The organism is Chryseobacterium sp. 22532, from assembly GCF_052044665.1.
GTDB lineage: Bacteria > Bacteroidota > Bacteroidia > Flavobacteriales > Weeksellaceae > Chryseobacterium > Chryseobacterium lathyri.
This window is the reverse complement of record NZ_JBQENJ010000004.1, coordinates 147,191-165,190: the sequence shown is the minus strand read 5'-3', so window position 1 is coordinate 165,190 and position 18,000 is coordinate 147,191. Positions and strand designations below refer to the sequence as shown.

Sequence of the window (18,000 nt, the reverse complement as noted above, 5' to 3'; positions counted from 1 at the left end):
ATTATTACCATTGAATATTGTTTTTCAATGTGATAAAGACAAAGATAAGATTCTATTTTAATAAATGTATATAGCACACTTAATTTAAAGTAAAAAGGTTACCTGAAAAGGCGGTAACCTTTTTAAAGGAATTTTTAATATAATCTCTTTGGGATTATTGTTTTATAAATTTACTTTTAATGCTTTTTCCTGAGTCGGATATTTCAATAAAATAAAGCCCTGCCGGGAGTCTTGAAACATCAATTCTGTTTCTTCCTTTGGTTAGCTTTACTTTATTAGTTATGCTTCCCCTCGAATTATTGATAGAATAGAATGCATCATCCGATTTCCAGTCAATGAAAATTTCTGTTTTGGCAGGATTTGGATAGAGGAAAATCTCTTCTTTTGCTGTGATTACGTCATCAGTCTTAAGTGTAGCAAAACTTAACGGAAGAACGTTGTTGGTATAGGTATTATTTTCAGTAAGATATCCCTGGAAAGGACTGACTGAGGGCTCGTTACCCGCCGTTACCTTATAAAAACCTGTCACTCCGCTTTCTGTTTTCAGCACATATCCTCCTGCAGCTACTTTTACAGACTGATAAACGCCGTTTATCTGGTTGACCGTAATTGCTTTTGGTGTAGATACAGCACCTGATCCTGTGAATGTCTTGCTTCCTGTAGCATTGATCAATACAGGAGTATTTGCAGGAATTATCCCGTTGGAAATCTGTGAACAAACCACATTTCCGGAACCGGGCTGCATCATGTATGCGGTAACTCCGGAAGGAATGGCTGACTGGAAAGGTAAAAGAACGATCCCGTACCCATTAAAAGTTCTTGTGTACGTAGCAGAACTTGCTGTAAAGCCAAAAGGCACCTGAAAATCTTTGCCCAAATCCGAAAGAGTCAGATTCTGACAGGAATTGCCTGAAATTACATTTATATTATTATTGCTGGCGCTTCCGTTAACATAAAAAATACTGTTCCGGTTGGCAGAAGCATTGCTCCAGGTGTCTGTAGAAGTATTTCCTGTAACGTCTCTGAAATCAATGGATGTATAATATTCATTTTCGAGGGCATCCATAAGACTGCTGTCTGTAAGAGAGTAAGCCGCTGCAAATTTTGAAGCTCTTTCATTACCAACATTGAAATAAACATCACCCAAAGTCAGGGTGAGAATTGAGCTGTAATTTCCGCTTCGAAGCCCGATAATCCCTTTGCAGCCATACGGAAGAACCGTTCTGGAAATATCAAATACCAGATTGAAACTTCCGGAACCCGGAGCAGGAAATGCTACACTGCCATAATTATGAGATCTTACCGTTCCGTTGCTATCAACATAATACAATGTCGTATTGGATGAAGTCGGCAAGTTGCTTGTTGTATAATTTAGTACATTAAAAATTAACTTGTTGTAACGGTCATCCAAATTTAAATATCCGCTGTTGGCGTCGGTATTTGAGCTTATCAACGGTGTAGAATTATAGAAGGTAACTGTTTTTCCGCTCAGTTGATAATTAGTACCAAACGATGAATTGGTTGGAACCTGAGTTTCAATTTTATTATAATGAACATCACCGCCCGTCATGAATGATACCGGTCTGTCGCCACTTTTATTAAATACAAAAGTCATTACACTCGAAGGGCTCACCTGAACTGTGGGGCGGAAACTCGCTGTACTGAAAGAGAAAGGTGATGAAGCTATATTCACAGATTGTGAAGTAGTTGTCTGTACTCCTGAAGCTGTAAAGAATGGCAGATCAACTTTAAGATCATATGTGCTGGAAGAAGAATTGATAACAACAAGGGTGATCTGGTTTCCGTCCAGCGAAATATAAGAAGAACCTTCCAAAGTTCCGCTTGAGGTTTCCCATTTGGCATCAATTCTGGTTTTTCCCGTAGTATTTTTGGCATATTGGGATAAAATATATCCTCTTTTGGTCATATCTCCGGCAACGGTTCCGTATGAGCCATCCCCCATCAGCCCATAAAATCTTTTTGAGGCATAATGAATCCACGCATTTACATTTCCAAGCAATGCATTATTTACACTTCTTGCAAAAGTGAAACCATCCGTAGTCCAGGCGAAATCCCGTGGAGCCGAACTACTTGAAGAATTCCAGTTGATCAGATATTCTGTCTGCCATATTTCTTTATTATAATTCTGAAACTGCTTGTACACAGACTGCATCGAACCGTATTGATGTCCTCCGTACACCTCAAAATTCGCCATTACCGCGGGATCTAAGAATGCATTGGCAAAATTATCTGTAAAACCAACACTTTCGGGTGCTATTACCTTGCAATTGATAAGGTGGCCGTAATTTTTAACAAAGGTGGCTATTTGTGTTGGCGTCCAGATACAGCCTTGATACTGCGCCATTTCATCGGGTTCATTTTGTATAGATATGTAATCTAATGTTACCCCATTATTTTGCATATAAGTTACAAAACTGTTGAGATACAAAGCATAATCCTGATAATTTTCAGGTTTCAGATAGCCGATTTGCTGAACACCGTTTGTATCGGTATACACAGCATTGACATGGTTATTGGTTTTCCAGGCTGCCGGCATTGTCCATGGACTGGCAAATAGGGTAAGTCCCATAGATTTTGCCAGCTGAGCCGTTGCAAGAGCCGTGCTCCAATTACTGCTTTGCTCGGGAATATAAAGGCGCATGATATTATACCCTCCTTCACTGCCTGCACCCCAAAGTTTTTGGATCTCTGTGGTAGTCATATGGTTGTATCCAAACTGTGGACTGCAGACAAAGCCGCCGAAGCCTGTTATTTTCTGATAAGCAATATTCTTATCAATTTTTACTTTTGCCTGTAGATTTTGTGCATTCAGCTGTACTGAAATTGCAATACCCGTAATCATTACAAGTATTAATTTGAAGATTTTTTTCATAGTAATAAGTTTTAATTCTGATGTTAAATGTGTCTAATGAATAGATTTATGATGGTCGCTAAGTAGTTATTTCAGCTCTGAAAATTATCTCTTCATAAAATTCACCATCATCAATTTTCAACAATTACCCTCTTCATTTATTTTTCTGAATAATCACTTTGAGGAGCTCCCAGATAACTTGGTTTAAGGCCTCCCGTATCAATTAGTATTTTCTCTAAAACAATTCCCGGCTCCAGAATCCTGAATCTTAACGTATGTTTGCCTGGTTGTGAAATCTGATGCTTTGTCACTGATTTAATGATGTGTTCCGACTGCCATTTTCCCAATTCTCCACGGTAATGTCCATTGAAATTGACAGTCTCAGGTTTTCCTCCATCGAAGGAAATCTCATAACGCAATCCTTTGTTATGGTTGAAATTTAAAGTCGGAGCTAAAAGCAGCTGAACTTCAACTTCACCTTTAGATTTAAAATTAATATCATATTCCAGATAGATATTTTCATCGGATTTCGGGTAAGCATTCTGGGGAAAAGTCGTTATCCCGGATTTTGTTTTCCCGAAATCAGGAATCACTTCCCAATGAATCCTGTCGGAATTATTCATTCTCGCAAAATTTTCCGCTTCAATGGAAACATAGCCGTCTTCTTCTGCAAATATTTTATCTTTCGGAGTGGCTGCTGCTTCGGAGATATAGATTACGTCAGGCATTACATTTACTTTTCCGTCGAACCAGGCTTTGTACCCTATCTTCATCTGATCCATCATATGCGTCCATTTTCCTTTGGCAATTTCATTGTTATATTTATTGTCGAGATAAGCATTTCTTTCAAAACATTCCTTCACTTTATCAGCATAATAATTGGCTTGAATATCATTTTTGGCAGCCAGTTCTTTATTTTTAGCCACTGCATAATACATTTCATATAAATTGCTGCACGCATCGATTGGGTATAGAACCAACTGATAATAGGCATCCTGATATTCTGCCGGAATCTGGTCTTTTAAACGTAAAGCATCGACTGCTAATGATCTGTAGTCATTCAGTACTGTTTCAAATTCATTATAATTTTCGAGGCTGAATGTTTTGCTGTCAAGCGTTTCAGGAGTAACTCTTCGATTATATTTGGCATAGAGATTAATCATTCGGGCAATTTCCTTTGAATGTTTCTCGCCAAATTGCTGTGCAGCCCATTTTTCGGTATATTCCAAAAGATTTTTAGCGTTAAACTGTTTGGGATTCCAGGCCATTTCAAGGAAAAAACTGATCGGAAATTCCATCGGCTTTAAATCGCCCACATTGACTACCCAGACTTTATCGACTTTATGTTCGTACGAAAGATTCATCTGTTCCCATACTCTCTGTATGGGACTGATATTGATCCATTTAGAATTTCTCGGCCCACCTACGTAATCAAAATGATAATACATTCCGTAACCGCCTTTATGCAAGGATTTTGAAAGATCCGGAAGTTTTCTCACATTGCCCCAGTTATCATCGCAAAACAGCAAAATAACATCATCCGGAACCCTCATGCCTTTATCGTAATAATCCTGAACTTCTTTATATAAAGCCCAAACCTGAGGCGTTTTATCCGCTTTCTTACCTGTAACCTCAGCAATAATTTTGCGTTGATCTTTTACGATTTTTTCAAGTAAAGAAATATTGGTTCCCTCTCCCATTGCTTCATCGCCGTCGCCACGCATTCCAACAGTAATGAGTTTTTCCCAGCTTTTACTTCTTACGGTTCCTGCTTTCCAGAATTCCTGCAATACTTTGGCATTTTTGGAATAATCCCAGACATTCGGAAGGTTATTTCTTTTGATATACCGGTGCCAATCGGTCTGCGCCTGCGCCATCGGCTCGTGATGAGAAGTTCCCATTACGACACCCATTTCGTTGGCTAATGGCCCGCTCAAAGCATCGTCGTCATAAAATGCTTTTCCCCACATAGCTGGCCAAAGGTAGTTGCCTTTCAGACGAAGGATCAATTCAAAAACCTTTTCGTAAAATTTTGAATTGATGCCGCCAAAGGTGGCTCTAGCCCAACCGCCAAGAGATGGTTCTTCATCATTCAGGAAAATCCCGCGGTACTCTACAGCAGGTTCTCCATCGGTATATATTCCTTTTTTGAAATATAAATTTTCTTTCGTTTCAACCGGAACATCCGCCCAGTAATACCAGGGTGAAACGCCAATCTGCTGCGAAACTTCATAAATTCCGTAGATGGTTCCTCTTTTGTCACTTCCGGCAATTACAATAGCTTCCGAAACTCCGGGAAATGGATTGCTGATATTCTGGATAATATATTTTTCTGTTTTCCCGATTAATGATTTCCCGTCGATTTTTTTTTGTTTAATTAAATCATCGAGCACAGATTTTGTTCCGACAGTTCCGATAATAATTAAAGGAGAAGTCATTCCGGAAATCTGATTCAGAATGTTGGGCTGTTCGCCTGTAACTTTCTGAAAATCTGTCTGGAGGTTCTTTACGGCTCTCATAATTCCTGCATCCATCTGAGCATCAGCATACAGGGAAATTCTGACTGATTTATCTTTCAGAAGAATAACATCATTGGTTTTTTCTGTCGTGATAAACCGTTCGGTTGCCTGTACATTACCAAAAGCACCAAACAACAGTACAAAGAAAAATAGTATAGGTAATCTGTTCATAATCTTATCTTTATCTGATTGAACCTTATAGGTTTTAAAAACCTATAAGGTTTATTTTGATTATTATTTTCCACAGGTTGTACCTATGGCTATTCATATTGAACCCTCTGGGTTCTTTTGTAGCGAATCGCATGCAGCCCGACCTGAGTGGAGCTCTTTTTGTGGAGCGAAGCGGAACAAAAAAGCGGGAACGGAGGGCGGATAAAGCTGCCCAAATTATTCCTGAATTAATTCTTCAACACAAAACCGCCATTCGGCTGAATTTCAATTTCGTATACTCCTTTTTTATTGATAGAAATCTGTTTTGTAAATGTGGTTCCGGATTTATCATCATTAATAAACTCGACATTTTTGCCTGCCAACATCGGGAGATTGAGTTTAAGTTTTTTAACCATTTTTTCTGCATTCACCCCGGCAACATACCATTTATCCTGATGCCTTCTTGCAATGACAGAATATTTCCCGGGATAGCCGTCGATAAAAACCGTCTCATCCCAAAGTGTCGGAATATCTTTCATAAAATCCAACTGGAATTTTGGAGCATCAGCCAGGTTATTCGGCATTACTGCAAACATCTGAACGGGATTTTGAAATAACACGGCAGTAGCCAGCTGGAAACCGTCTGTTGTATGTCTTTTATTTTTATCCTTGTTTGATTGGGTTAAAAATTTATTGAGAAAAGTGCCGCCAAATTCCATACTTCCCACCGTATTCCTGATAAACGGATGCAAGGTTGCAAAGAACGCTTCCTGCTTACGAACATCTTCTGAGAAATAGAGCATTTCCGAAGCTAAAACGGCTTCACTTCCCGCATAATTCGGGTACATCACTTCCCAGCCTCTTGGTAAAGTGGCGCCATGGAAAATAATCGTTAATCCGAAATCATTGGCATCAGACAAAATATCTTCGTACAGACGCATGGTTTCCTGTTTGTCTCCGCCGAAGAAATCGACTTTCAGACCTTTTACGCCAGTTTCCTTTAGCCATTTCATTTCTTTTTTCCTTTCTACGGCATTGCTCATTTTGTTTCTTGGGCCCATCGGTGCATCGTTGGCAGCTCCGTTGGAATTGTACCAAAGCATAACACCCACATTTTTGGATTTCGCATACTGAACGAGTTGTTTCATCCGCTCTTTCCCTATATTTTTATCCCAAAGTGCATCGATCAAAATAAATTCATATTGTAAAGAAGAGGCAAGATCTATGAATTTCACCTGATCATCATAGTTCATACTTGCATCCTGCCATAATATCCAGCTCCAGGTAGAACGCCCAAACTGATATTCCTGCGAAGGCTCATAAAGCGGTTCTACCACATCAAAAGGAATTGTAGTTTCAACGATTGGTTTCAACGAATCTCCAATGCTAATGGTCCTCCACGGTGTTTTTCCCGGAAGTGAAATCGCTGCTCCGGAACTTCCGAAACCGTTGTTTTCCGCCATATTTGGATACGCTACCTGATAAAGATTTTTTTCTGAGGTGGTGCTGAGATGTGAAGCGCAGTACAAACTGGTCACGCCAGTCTCTGAAAGTAAAACCCAGCCGTCATTTCCGATATGAAAAAGTCCTGGGAAAACATAACCATAGTCGGCTTTTGTTCCTAATTCTGCATCCGCTTTGTATCCGCTTTCGTAGCTTGGCGCTGTTCGGGCGAAACCGGTCATCGGCTTCATCATCGGTGAGAGAAAAGTTGTCGTTTGAGCTGGAAACCGGTATCCGGTAACTTCCGATTCTACTACCGCACTGAAACGATCCTTCATTGACGGAATCTCATAACGGAAAGCAATATTATTATCGCTAACCTGAAACTCAATTTCAAGATCGAACTGATCTGCATTCATAAAGCTGACCATCAAAGTATTGGCTTTATACTCAACTTCAGATTTTTTTATTTTTTTGTTGCTGTATTTTTTAGAAACAACATCTTTTTTGCTGTTGATGAATTTTAAATTCTTAGAAAAATCACATTCATTGGTAATCAACCCCAACGGAGACTTGTCGAGCATTGTTTCTCCCTGAAAACTTACAGAGTATAATGCTTTTCCTTCTTCTGAAAATACATTCAGCTTCAATTTGCCATCCGGACTGGAAATTTCAGCAACTTGTGCTTTAATTTCTGATAAAAGACAGAAAATTATTAATGACAAAAATATAAGTGTTGCTTTTTTCATTTTAAATTATTTTGAAAACATCCAATAATCGAAAAACATAATATCTTTTTCCGCTTTACCATTACACACGAAATAAAGATTGTGAATGCCTGTAATTTTGTTGGATAGATTAGTCGTAACCGTTTCAAATCGATCATCTCCACCGGTAAGAGGAACTTTTATGGTGGCGGCAACCGGTCCGTTTAAACTGTCTAAATGAACATCCATTGTGACACCGCTGTTATGTGTAGTTCCAACACGGGCAGAAAAAGATGATGCGCCATCTTTTCCAAAATCAACATTCTTTACACTGGTGTAAGCGCCATTTTTCTTTGCTTTAATGAAAACTCCTGCTGCTTTGTTCTGATAAGATTTTACGTTCTCTGACCACGCAATCATTTCTGCCTGATTGAATGCGTAAGGATTGACGTTTGCAATGGCATCCGTAATACCGTTGGTCATTTTAAAAGGCGAAATAGAGCCGTCTTTATTAAAATTAAGTTCCTGCACGCTTACCGATCTTGTAAATCCACTTCCGCCCGGCAATGCACCGTTGTGGTAGAAGAAATACGTTTTCCCTCTGAAATCAATAACTCCGGGATGATTGGTAAAGGATTTTCCTTCCGCAGGCATTATGATTCCACCGTATTTCCAAGGACCTTGTGGACTTTTGCTTGTCGAATAGCCGATAAATTCGGGAAGCGGACCGCCCGGCCAGAAAAGATAATATAAATTTTTGCGTTTGTACAGCCACGGACCTTCTTCGTATTTGGTAGGTCTTTCGGGATTTCCTTCTCTTTTACCAAAAGATTCTTCGGTCATTGGAACCTCAACAATATCGCCGGAATAGGAAATCATATTTTCATTTAATTTTACATATTTAAGCTTCGGATTCCCCCAGTACATATGGGCCTGACCATTGTCATCAATAAAAACCGTAGGATCGATATCACCCCATTCGCTCTGAACCAATGGCTTTCCCAACGGATCATGAAACGGACCAAAGGGACTGTCGGCAACAGCAACTCCAATTGCGCCTTTGTTATTGGTTTTGGAAATCATCGGCACATACATAAAAAATTTTCCGTTTCTTTCGATGCACTGTGCTGCCCATGCATCACGTTTTGCCCAATCAAAATCATTGTAAGAAAGGATAACACCGTGGTCTGTCCAGTTGACCATGTCATTAGTAGAAAATACCTTCCAGTTGTTCATGGTAAACCATGTAGAATCATCTTCATCGTGACTGGTGTAAACATATAAACGGTCATTGAACACCATCGGAGCCGGGTCCGCGGTATAGGCAGTCTGAACGATGGGATTTTGGGCAGAGAGCGATAATCCTGTTAAAACTAATCCGATATTCAGAACATACTTTAAAACCTTTTCCTTCATGACTTTGATTTTAGATTAGTTCTTTACTGATTGGGGCACAATGGTAAACTCAGAGAATTTGCTTTTGTCAACAGGCTTAAACAACAACTGCGAAAAAATATATAAATCATTTTTCCAGACTTTGAAATCGTGACCACCCGGTTCTACATAAAAAATGTGAGGAATATTATTTTGCGTCAGATAATCACTTGTTCTTTTACTAAAAGGCATCAGCCTGTCCTGATCGCCACAGGAAATCCAAAGCAATTTTAATTCTTTAGCTTTGGCAGGATCTGGAAGCAGCTGTTGAGGTTCTTTGGTATTCGGAGCGGAAGAAAAACCGCCTACCCAAGCAAATTTGTCTATATTTCCTAATCCAAAATTCAGGGATTGTCCACCACCCATGGACAGTCCGGCTATTGCTCTGTTTTCTCTGTCCTTTTTTACAGGATATTTTTTTTCAATGAAAGGAATAAGATCGTTCAGCAAATCTTTTTCAAAAGTCGCGAAAGCTTCCACTTTATCTTTTGCCATAATATCACCCGTGGCCCTGTCGTCTTTCATCGCCCGCCCATTGGGTAAAACAACGATCATTGGAGTCAACTTTCCCTGTGCATACAGATTGTCAAGAATAATTTGGGGTGTTCCGTTCCTGAACCATTCTTTTTCATCTCCACCAATGCCGTGGAGTAGATACAAAACCGGATATTGAGCCTTTTTTTTAAAACCCGGAGGTGTATATACCAAAACTTTTCTTTGGGATCCTACCGTTTTTGATTCATAGGTTACGGTATCAATTTTCCCGTGGGAAATTTCTTTCTTTTCAATATCAAAACCTTGCGGTGCCTGTTTATCAAAAGTTTGTGCAGAAATAAATATTCCTGACAAGATAAAACCTAAGGCTAATACAACTGATTTATTCATACATTTTTATTTGTATTTTTAACACTTATTAATTGGGATAAAAAAATATTACGATTAGTAATTATTTCACCATTTATATGATCTTATCTAACGTATATATTTTATGTTTAATGAATCCGTTATTCTGAAAAAATCGACATCTACAAAACCTCCTGTACTTTTTGTGGCATAATTAAAAACTGCGAATTTAGAACCCATAAATAATCTTCTGTAATCGAAAATCATTTTATATTCTTTTTCCATAACCGTCCAGTTTTTTTGATCGGTGCTGTAAGAAAAAACCGCCAGATCTTTTCCAAGGTTAAAATCAGCTTCAATACGAAGATAAACTGTGTCTGAAGTGAGAGAAAAACGCTTCTTTTCTTCTTTTCTCACTCCTAAAATGGCTTTTGTTTTGTTATCAAGACTGACATCACTGGTAGAAAATGTTATAAATTTCTGATTGCCTTCTTTTATAACTGAAAGCAAGCCGGAATCGCCGTTAAATGCACTGAAACCTGTAACATCACCATCTTTCATTCCTCTTAAATCTAAAGCAACCACAGCGCTGGATTTCGGGCCTGTCATTCTTTGCGTTAATGTATTCGGAGCAGCGTAAACATTATCCACTACCCGACTCGTTTTCAACCTTATAAATCCTTTCCTTTCGGATAAAGACCAGGCTTCGTTTACAGGATTATGGTTCCACTGCCACTGGATTTTCAATTTTTCACCAGAAAATTCGTCACTTTCTACGATGTTATTTTTAGGCTTAAACGGAGGAAGCGGAACTTCACCATTCAAAGGGATTTTTCCATTATTTCCCAAAACCGGCCAGTTGTTTTCCCATTGTACAGGAATCAAAATCGGGACACGCCCAACTCCACCTCTGTCCTGAAAAATAAGCGAATACCAGTTACCGTTCTTATCATCAATCAAAGCCCCTTGTCCGGCATATGAAAATCCTAAAAAATTATCTTCCAGAATGATTTTTTTCTCATAAGGTCCGGTCACTTTATCTGCTCTGTAAACTTCCTGACGGCGCTTTTCACCTTTAGGCCAGGAAATCATCATCATATAATATTTTCCGTTTCTTTTAATAATCTGATTACCTTCTAAAAGTCCGGTTTCCGTAGAGTCTTTCTGAAAAACAACAGTTCCGTCAGAATTTCCGATGACTTCTTTAAAATCAGGACTTAATTCAAAAACTTTATTGGAAGTAAAAACATATACCTTGTCATCATCAAAAAACAAAGAAGCATCGTGAAAATGTCTGGTTCTTGTAATGAGCTTCCAATTGCCTTTTTCAGGATTATCTGTTACATAGAAATAAGATTTGAAAGGCTCATCATTCGGAGAAAACAAAACGTAATATTTCCCTTTGTGATAGCAGATGGAAGATGCCCATTGTCCGCGGCCGTAAACCGTTCCGTTAAGTAAATCATATTTAGAATTATCATTCAGCGTATTAAAAACATAGCTTGCCATTTCCCAATGTACAAGATCTTTGGAATGCATGACCGGAGCTCCCGGCATCAGGTGCATGGTGGTACTGATAAGATAAAAATCATCACCGTTTCTGGTCACTGATAAATCCGGAGCGTCTGCCCAGATAATGGGATTGGTAAATGCTGTCGTCTGCGGCTTTTGAGCAGGATTTACCTGGGCTGAACAATAATTCAGCCCGATAAACCCCAAAAAAGAAACTATATAAAACGATTTTTTAGTTTTCAAAACTTTAATAATTTTGCTTGGTTATTTAAATTTTTTCTCTCGCCGGTTTTATGGATTTGGCAGATGATTGTGTTATTAAAATCGGCTTAATCCGGAGCTTATCATTTTTAATGTTAATTAGGTACAATATCATTAGACGAAGTGCTGTACAAACCAATCAAACTTCCGGTAAATCCGCCTACAACATCGGTAGAAAGAATATCTCCGGAAACCGGACCTCCAAGGTTTTTGAAGTTTTTGCCATCCAAAGAATAATTAAATTGATGTTCATCTTTTTCACCAACGACTTGTAATCTGACCGTTTTAGAAAGCGAAATCTTTTCGCTGGCCACCAGTTTTGATTCTCCTTTTTCTGTTCTTTCCAAAACAATGTAAAAATCTTTGTCTTTTTTTGTGATTCCGAATACATAGTTAAATCGTTCACTTTGGTAACAGGTAATTCCTGCTAATTCTTTTTCTGATTTCGGCTTGAAATCCAGCGTTACAGAAGTTTCAAAATCTTCGTGCTGTAGTCTGTGAAATAATGCCGAAACCGGAGCGAGAGCTTTGATATTCGTTTCAAAAGGATTTATTTTTACTCCGTTTTTAGAAATATTGATAAAATTCTCACGGGGTCCTCGCATCGCAATCCATCTGTAATCCAGTTTTTTTTCGGTCAGTTTATCATTATACGTGAAATTTCCGTTCGGGAAAAATCCATTTTGTCCGGTCTGATTTTCTACACCTTCCGGCAATTTTAATTTTGGTTTCATTGGTACCAGTCCGTTTTGGAAAACAGGATACGTTCCGCTCCAGTCAACAGGAAGGATGAAAGTTTCGCGGCCACTGTTTACTCTGTTGTTTACATTGGGACGAATAGCTAAAAAGACACCATAATATTGACCCTCAGGAGTTTCTACCAAATCTGCGTGACCTGCCCAATCCACTTTATCTTTTCTATCTTTCGGAAAATACCGCTGTGTCAGAATCGGATTGTTATTCGCAGGAATGTATGGGCCTTTCGGAGAATCTGACATAAAAATAACTTCGCTGTGATTACCGCCTGTTCCGCCTTCTGCGCACATCAGAAAGTATTTTCCATTCTTTTTATATACATGCGGCCCTTCTATCCAGATCGGTTTTTGGGAAAGATCGACGCCTCCATTCACAATAATTTTATCTGAACCCGCTACAACCTGGTCTTTTTCCAGATCGTAATCCCACATTTTGATCACACGGTGTCCGTTGTACTGCTCAGTTCCTTTCGGCGGTGCATCATTGTGGACGATATAAGCTTTGCCATCATCATCAAAGAAAATCGAAGGATCGATACCATCAAAATTCAGCTTTTGCACTTCGCTCCAGCCTTTTGCAGGATCTTTGGTTTTCACAACCATATTTCCGATTCCACTGGCAATCTGAGTGGTGATCATATAAAAAGTATCGTTGTGCTTATTATATTTGATATCCGGAGCATAAATTCCTTGTGAAACACCTGATTTTTCCACTTTCAATTGGGAAGGTCTGTCCAAAACGTGCCCTAACTGTTTCCAGTTGACCAAATCTTTTGAAGTGAAAATAGGAACACCGGGAAACATTGAAAATGAAGAATTGACCAAATAATAATCGTCTCCTTTTCTGGTAATACTCGGGTCGGGATAACACCCCTGAAGAATCGGAGAATAAAATTCATTTTCTTTCAGTGGGTTGTTTGTGTAAATTTTATCATTGCCACGATAGGAAAAGTCTGAGAAAATCTGTGCTGACACGTTGGCAAAAGATAATAAGGCAACAGCAGCCATCAACGTTGTTTTCTTTTTCAAAAATATCGGATTCATTGTTCTCTGTCTCATAGTATATTTTTTAGTTTATTATTTAGTTTTTAATGTGTTACGTTTTTTTCCAAAATGAATTTTGATCTTTATACTGGTTTTCTTCTGTTGATCAACCAGATAATTCCCCAAGCCGCAACGTAAGAAACACCGGCAATAAAAAATATGATGTTGTATCCGCCGTTGATGTTTCCTGCTTTTTTGAAGGTATCCAAGACAATTCCGATGAAAAGCGGAAAAATAATTCCTGCTGCTGAACCGAGCATTCCACCAAAACCGATAACCGAACTTACATAGTTGTTAGGTAATTTATCTCCAACTGTGGTCATCAGATTGGCTCCCCAACCTTGGTGCGCTGCAGTGGCGAAAGCAATGATGATGGTAATCAGCCACATATTGTCTACATATTTTGAGAACATCACCGGAACGACCATCAACGCAAACAAGAGCATTGTCAAACTTCTGGCTCTTCCGATGGCCCAGCCTTTTTTAATTAAAAATGAGGAAAGATAGCCACCCCCGATGCTTCCAATCGTGGTTCCGCTGTAAATGATAATCAACGGAATAGAAGGTTTTGTCATATCCATCTTGAATACGTCTGAAAAATAAGCCGGCAGCCAGAACATAAAGAAATACCAGATTGGATCGGTCAGAATTTTTCCGATGGCAAATGACCAGGTGACTTTGTATTTTAATATTTCAGACAACGGAACTTTGGACTGTTCCTGAGTTTTTCCGTCCTGATCACTTTTAATATACTGTAATTCTTCCTTGCTCAGCTTTTTTGTTTTTTCTGGAATGCTGTAGAATCTCCACCAAAGGACAATCCATAACAAACCTAAAGCCCCGATCCAGACGAAGGTTTCCCGCCATCCGTAATGTCCCAGAATGAACGGCACAAGAAGCGGTGCTAAAATGGCTCCAACCGTTGCTCCGGAGTTGAAAATCCCCGTTGCCAAGGCTCTTTCTTTTTTCGGAAACCATTCTGCAACAGATTTTATCGCTGCCGGAAAATTTCCTGCCTCACTGATTCCGAGTGTACTTCTCGCAATGATAAATCCAACGGTGCTTTTCACAAAACCGTGTCCTATGGAAGCCAGACTCCAGACAATCAACGAAACGGCATACCCTATTTTGGTTCCTACCCTGTCTATAAATCTTCCCATCGCAAGATATCCGATGGCATAAGTGGTCGTGAATGCCATTACAATGTAGCTGTAATCTTTTTCGTCCCAGCTGAACTCTTTTTCAAGAACAGGTTTCAGTAAACCCATTACCTGACGGTCAAGATAATTGATCGTGGTGGCGAGAAAGACCAAAGACAGCATCAACCATCTTATGTTACGGTTTTTAGGAGCCTGCATTTAGTTTTGATTAAGTTGTTGCAATAGGTTCTGAACTTTTTCTGTGAGCTGTTCTGATGTAAAATCTGTTCTGACGAGTGAACTTCCTAAACCGACAGCAACAGCGCCACCTTTCATCCATTCTGTAATGTCATCAAAGTCAGCATTGATGCCTCCGGTCGGCATAAAATTCATTCCCGGAAAAACAGGTTGAATGGATCTGATATAATTTTTGCCTAAAGCATCTGCCGGGAAAATCTTCACTAACCGAAGTCCGCTCTGAAAGGCTATATTGACATCGGAAGGAGTAAAACATCCTGGAATTAAATTGATATTTTTTGTAACAGAATGTTTTACCAGTTCTTCGTTAATAACAGGTGTAATGATGAAATCTGCTTTTGCATCGGCATAATCATCCATTTCCTTTATATTTTTCACGGTTCCGATTCCCAGTAAAAGTTCTGGAAATTCGTTGGCTGAGATCTCTTTTAATTTAGTAAAATTCTCCAATGCCTGAATACCTCGGTTGGTATATTCTATCACACGGATTCCTGCTTTGTACAAAGCTTTTACGGTATTTTTTGAAACCTCAAACGATTCATTGTAAAACAACGGAACTACTTTCTGGTCTTTTATTTTTTGTAGCATTACACTCATAATTTTTCAATATTAATACTGTCATTAATGGTATCGCCCTTTACAAAAAGTTTTTTGAAAGCGACTTTTGTAGCATCTTCTAAAATCTGCTGTAAGGAATTTCCTTTTAAAGTTCCGTGAATCAAAGCAGCCATAAAGGAATCGCCGCTTCCTACTCTTTCCTCAATTGTTGTTGAATGATAATGTTCAGAAATCAAAAGTTTTTCATCAGCAAATAAAGTCGCAAAATAATTAACCTCTTCACCCTTCGTAAACCGGAACGTATTGGCAATCATCTTTACATTTGGATGTATTTTCTGAATTTCTAATGCTGATTTTTCAGCCTGTTTCAGAAGATTTCTGTCTTCAAAATTCCCATTTAATTCATATTCAATCGGAATTTCCAAAAATTGTTGAATGGACCAGATATTTCCCATCAGAACATTGACAAAAGGCATTAATGCAATAATTTTTGCAGACGGATTTCTGTTCTGCCAAAGGGCGGAACGGTAATTCAAATCAAGAGAAACCGTGATGTTTCTTGTCGCTGCCTCTTTCATTAAATCCATACATTTCTGATAGGCATTTTCACTCAATGCCGGCGTAATGGTGCTGATGTGAAGCCACTTTACCTCTGAAAATATTTCATCGAAACTAAATGTTTTAAAATCCGACTGTGTGAAAACCGAAGGAAAACGGTCGTAAACCACCGAAGCGTTCTGCATATCGCCATCCGAAGAGAGGTAAAACGTTCCGATTCTGCCGTTACTTTTCTCAGCAAGCACCTCAATTTCTTTATTTTTGAGCTGTGATTCCAATTGATTTCCCAGAAAATTTTCAGGCAAAGCTGAAAGAAGTTTTACAGGATTGTTCCATTGTGCAAGAGCTGCAGCTACATTATATTCTGCACCGCCCACGAAAATCTTCAGAGATTGGTCATTGAGCCAGTTTCCTTCGGAATCTGGAGCGAAATGCAAAAGCAATTCCCCGAAACATACTATTTTATTGGAAAATGAATCTTGCATTCTCTTAAATTTTAAAATAATTTTTCGTGTTGTGATAACAGATGTCCTGAATGATTTTCCCAACCCATTCTTCGTCATCGGGAAGCAATCCTCTTTCGATCTCGCTGCCGAACATATTGCACAAAAGCCTTCTGAAATAATCGTGTCTTGAGAATGACAGGAGACTTCGGGAATCGGTCAGCATTCCGACAAAAGTGCTGATGAGACCAATGTTGGAAAGTGTGTTCATCTGCTTTTTCATTCCATCTAATTGGTCGAGAAACCACCAGGCTGCACCAAACTGTACTTTGGACTTCATTCCACCTTCATTAAAATTTCCTGCAAGTGTCGCTAAAACTTCATTGAAGGTGGGATTAAGGTTATAAATAATGGTTTTGGTAAGTTGTCCGGCAGAATTCAGTTCGTCCAGAAGCATGCTCAATCTTTGTGCAAAATATTGTTCACCAATTGCGTCATAACCAGCATTAATACCAATCTCACTAAGCATTAAAGAATTATTATTTCTGGTTGCTCCCACGTGAAACTGCTGTACCCAGCCTTTTTCAGCGTACATTTTGCAAAGCTCTTTTAGTAAGTAGCCACACAACGCTTCCGGATTGGAGAATGTTGGATTATTTCCTTTTAAAAATTCTGAAAATTCGTTTTCTAATTCTATATTCCATTTTGTGGTATCGGGAAAATATTCAAACCCGTGATCGGCAACCTTGGCTCCTACTTCTGCAAAATAATTGATTCTGGATTGAAGCGCATTTAATAAATCGGAAACTGATTCGATTGAAATTCCGCAAACATTTTCAAGTTTTTTTATTCCTGAAAGATATTGTTCCGGATTGTTGATATTGATGTAAGAATCCGGTCGGAAAGCAGGTAAAACCTGGGCTTTAAAACGGCTATTCTTTAATGCTTTATGATAAGCCAAATCATCAGCAGGATCATCAGTTGTGCAAAGTGCTTCCACTTTGAAATTCTGAATGATGGATTGTGGCAAAAAATCTGAAGTCTGCAAACTTTCATTCATCTGTTGATAAACAGAATCTGCATTGTTCGGGGAAAGATATTCTTTGATTCCGAATGGATTTTTAAGTTCCAGATGGGTCCAGTGAAATAAAGGATTTCGAAGGGTGTACGGTACCACTTCCGACCATTTTCTGAACTTTTCCAAGTCTGAAGCTTTGCCGGAAATGAATTGCTCATCAATCCCGAAATTTCTCATTGCCCGCCATTTGTAATGATCACCATCCAGCCAAATTGCTGTCGGGGAACGGAAATTCTGATTATTTGAAATCACGTCAGGCTCAAGATGATTATGATAATCAATAATCGGCATTTCTTTCGCAAAGCCGAAATAGAGATTTTCTGCCTTTGCTGATTCCAGCAAAAACGATTCTCCGAAAACTTCTTTATTTTTAAGGGAATGAGTCATTATTCAATTTAAAAGTGATTTGATTTTGTGAAAATCTTT

General features: G+C 38.8%; 11 protein-coding genes. All 11 read right to left on the bottom strand.

The features are described 5' to 3' along the window. Positions 1-154: 154 nt before the first annotated feature. The gene (locus ACTJIV_RS12085) at positions 155-2,893 is read right to left on the bottom strand and encodes a T9SS type A sorting domain-containing protein (RefSeq protein ID WP_440627742.1); all 2,739 of its coding nucleotides are present in this window, start codon (positions 2,891-2,893) and stop codon (positions 155-157) included. 137 nt (positions 2,894-3,030) lie between these two features. After that, positions 3,031-5,562 carry a glycosyl hydrolase 115 family protein gene (locus ACTJIV_RS12080; protein ID WP_440627740.1) on the bottom strand — a complete coding sequence of 844 codons (2,532 nt, stop codon included), beginning with the start codon at positions 5,560-5,562 and terminating at the stop codon, positions 3,031-3,033. A gap of 227 nt (positions 5,563-5,789) precedes the next feature. Further along, a complete protein-coding gene (locus ACTJIV_RS12075; protein ID WP_440627738.1) occupies positions 5,790-7,733 on the bottom strand; it encodes a glycoside hydrolase family 97 catalytic domain-containing protein in 1,944 nt (647 codons plus the stop codon). 6 nt (positions 7,734-7,739) lie between these two features. Beyond that, positions 7,740-9,107, bottom strand: coding sequence for a glycoside hydrolase family 43 protein (locus tag ACTJIV_RS12070; protein WP_440627736.1), 1,368 nt, complete (start codon positions 9,105-9,107; stop codon positions 7,740-7,742). 15 nt (positions 9,108-9,122) lie between these two features. After that, on the bottom strand, positions 9,123-10,010 hold the full coding sequence (locus ACTJIV_RS12065; protein ID WP_440627734.1) for an alpha/beta hydrolase: 888 nt from the start codon (positions 10,008-10,010) through the stop codon (positions 9,123-9,125). An 87-nt stretch (positions 10,011-10,097) separates the two neighbouring features. Continuing rightward, on the bottom strand, positions 10,098-11,723 hold the full coding sequence (locus tag ACTJIV_RS12060; protein ID WP_440627732.1) for a glycoside hydrolase family 43 protein: 1,626 nt from the start codon (positions 11,721-11,723) through the stop codon (positions 10,098-10,100). A gap of 113 nt (positions 11,724-11,836) precedes the next feature. Beyond that, a complete protein-coding gene (locus tag ACTJIV_RS12055) occupies positions 11,837-13,555 on the bottom strand; it encodes a glycoside hydrolase family 43 protein (RefSeq protein ID WP_440627730.1) in 1,719 nt (572 codons plus the stop codon). Between the two features lie 68 nt (positions 13,556-13,623). Beyond that, positions 13,624-14,898: an MFS transporter gene (locus ACTJIV_RS12050; protein ID WP_440627728.1), complete on the bottom strand. Its 1,275-nt coding sequence runs from the start codon at positions 14,896-14,898 to the stop codon at positions 13,624-13,626. After that, the gene (locus ACTJIV_RS12045) at positions 14,899-15,525 is read right to left on the bottom strand and encodes a bifunctional 4-hydroxy-2-oxoglutarate aldolase/2-dehydro-3-deoxy-phosphogluconate aldolase (RefSeq protein ID WP_440627726.1); all 627 of its coding nucleotides are present in this window, start codon (positions 15,523-15,525) and stop codon (positions 14,899-14,901) included. It abuts the gene before it with no gap. A 5-nt stretch (positions 15,526-15,530) separates the two neighbouring features. Continuing rightward, positions 15,531-16,538, bottom strand: coding sequence for a sugar kinase (locus tag ACTJIV_RS12040; protein WP_440627724.1), 1,008 nt, complete (start codon positions 16,536-16,538; stop codon positions 15,531-15,533). A 4-nt stretch (positions 16,539-16,542) separates the two neighbouring features. Then, on the bottom strand, positions 16,543-17,961 hold the full coding sequence (uxaC, locus tag ACTJIV_RS12035) for a glucuronate isomerase (RefSeq protein WP_440627722.1): 1,419 nt from the start codon (positions 17,959-17,961) through the stop codon (positions 16,543-16,545). Positions 17,962-18,000 lie beyond the last annotated feature (39 nt).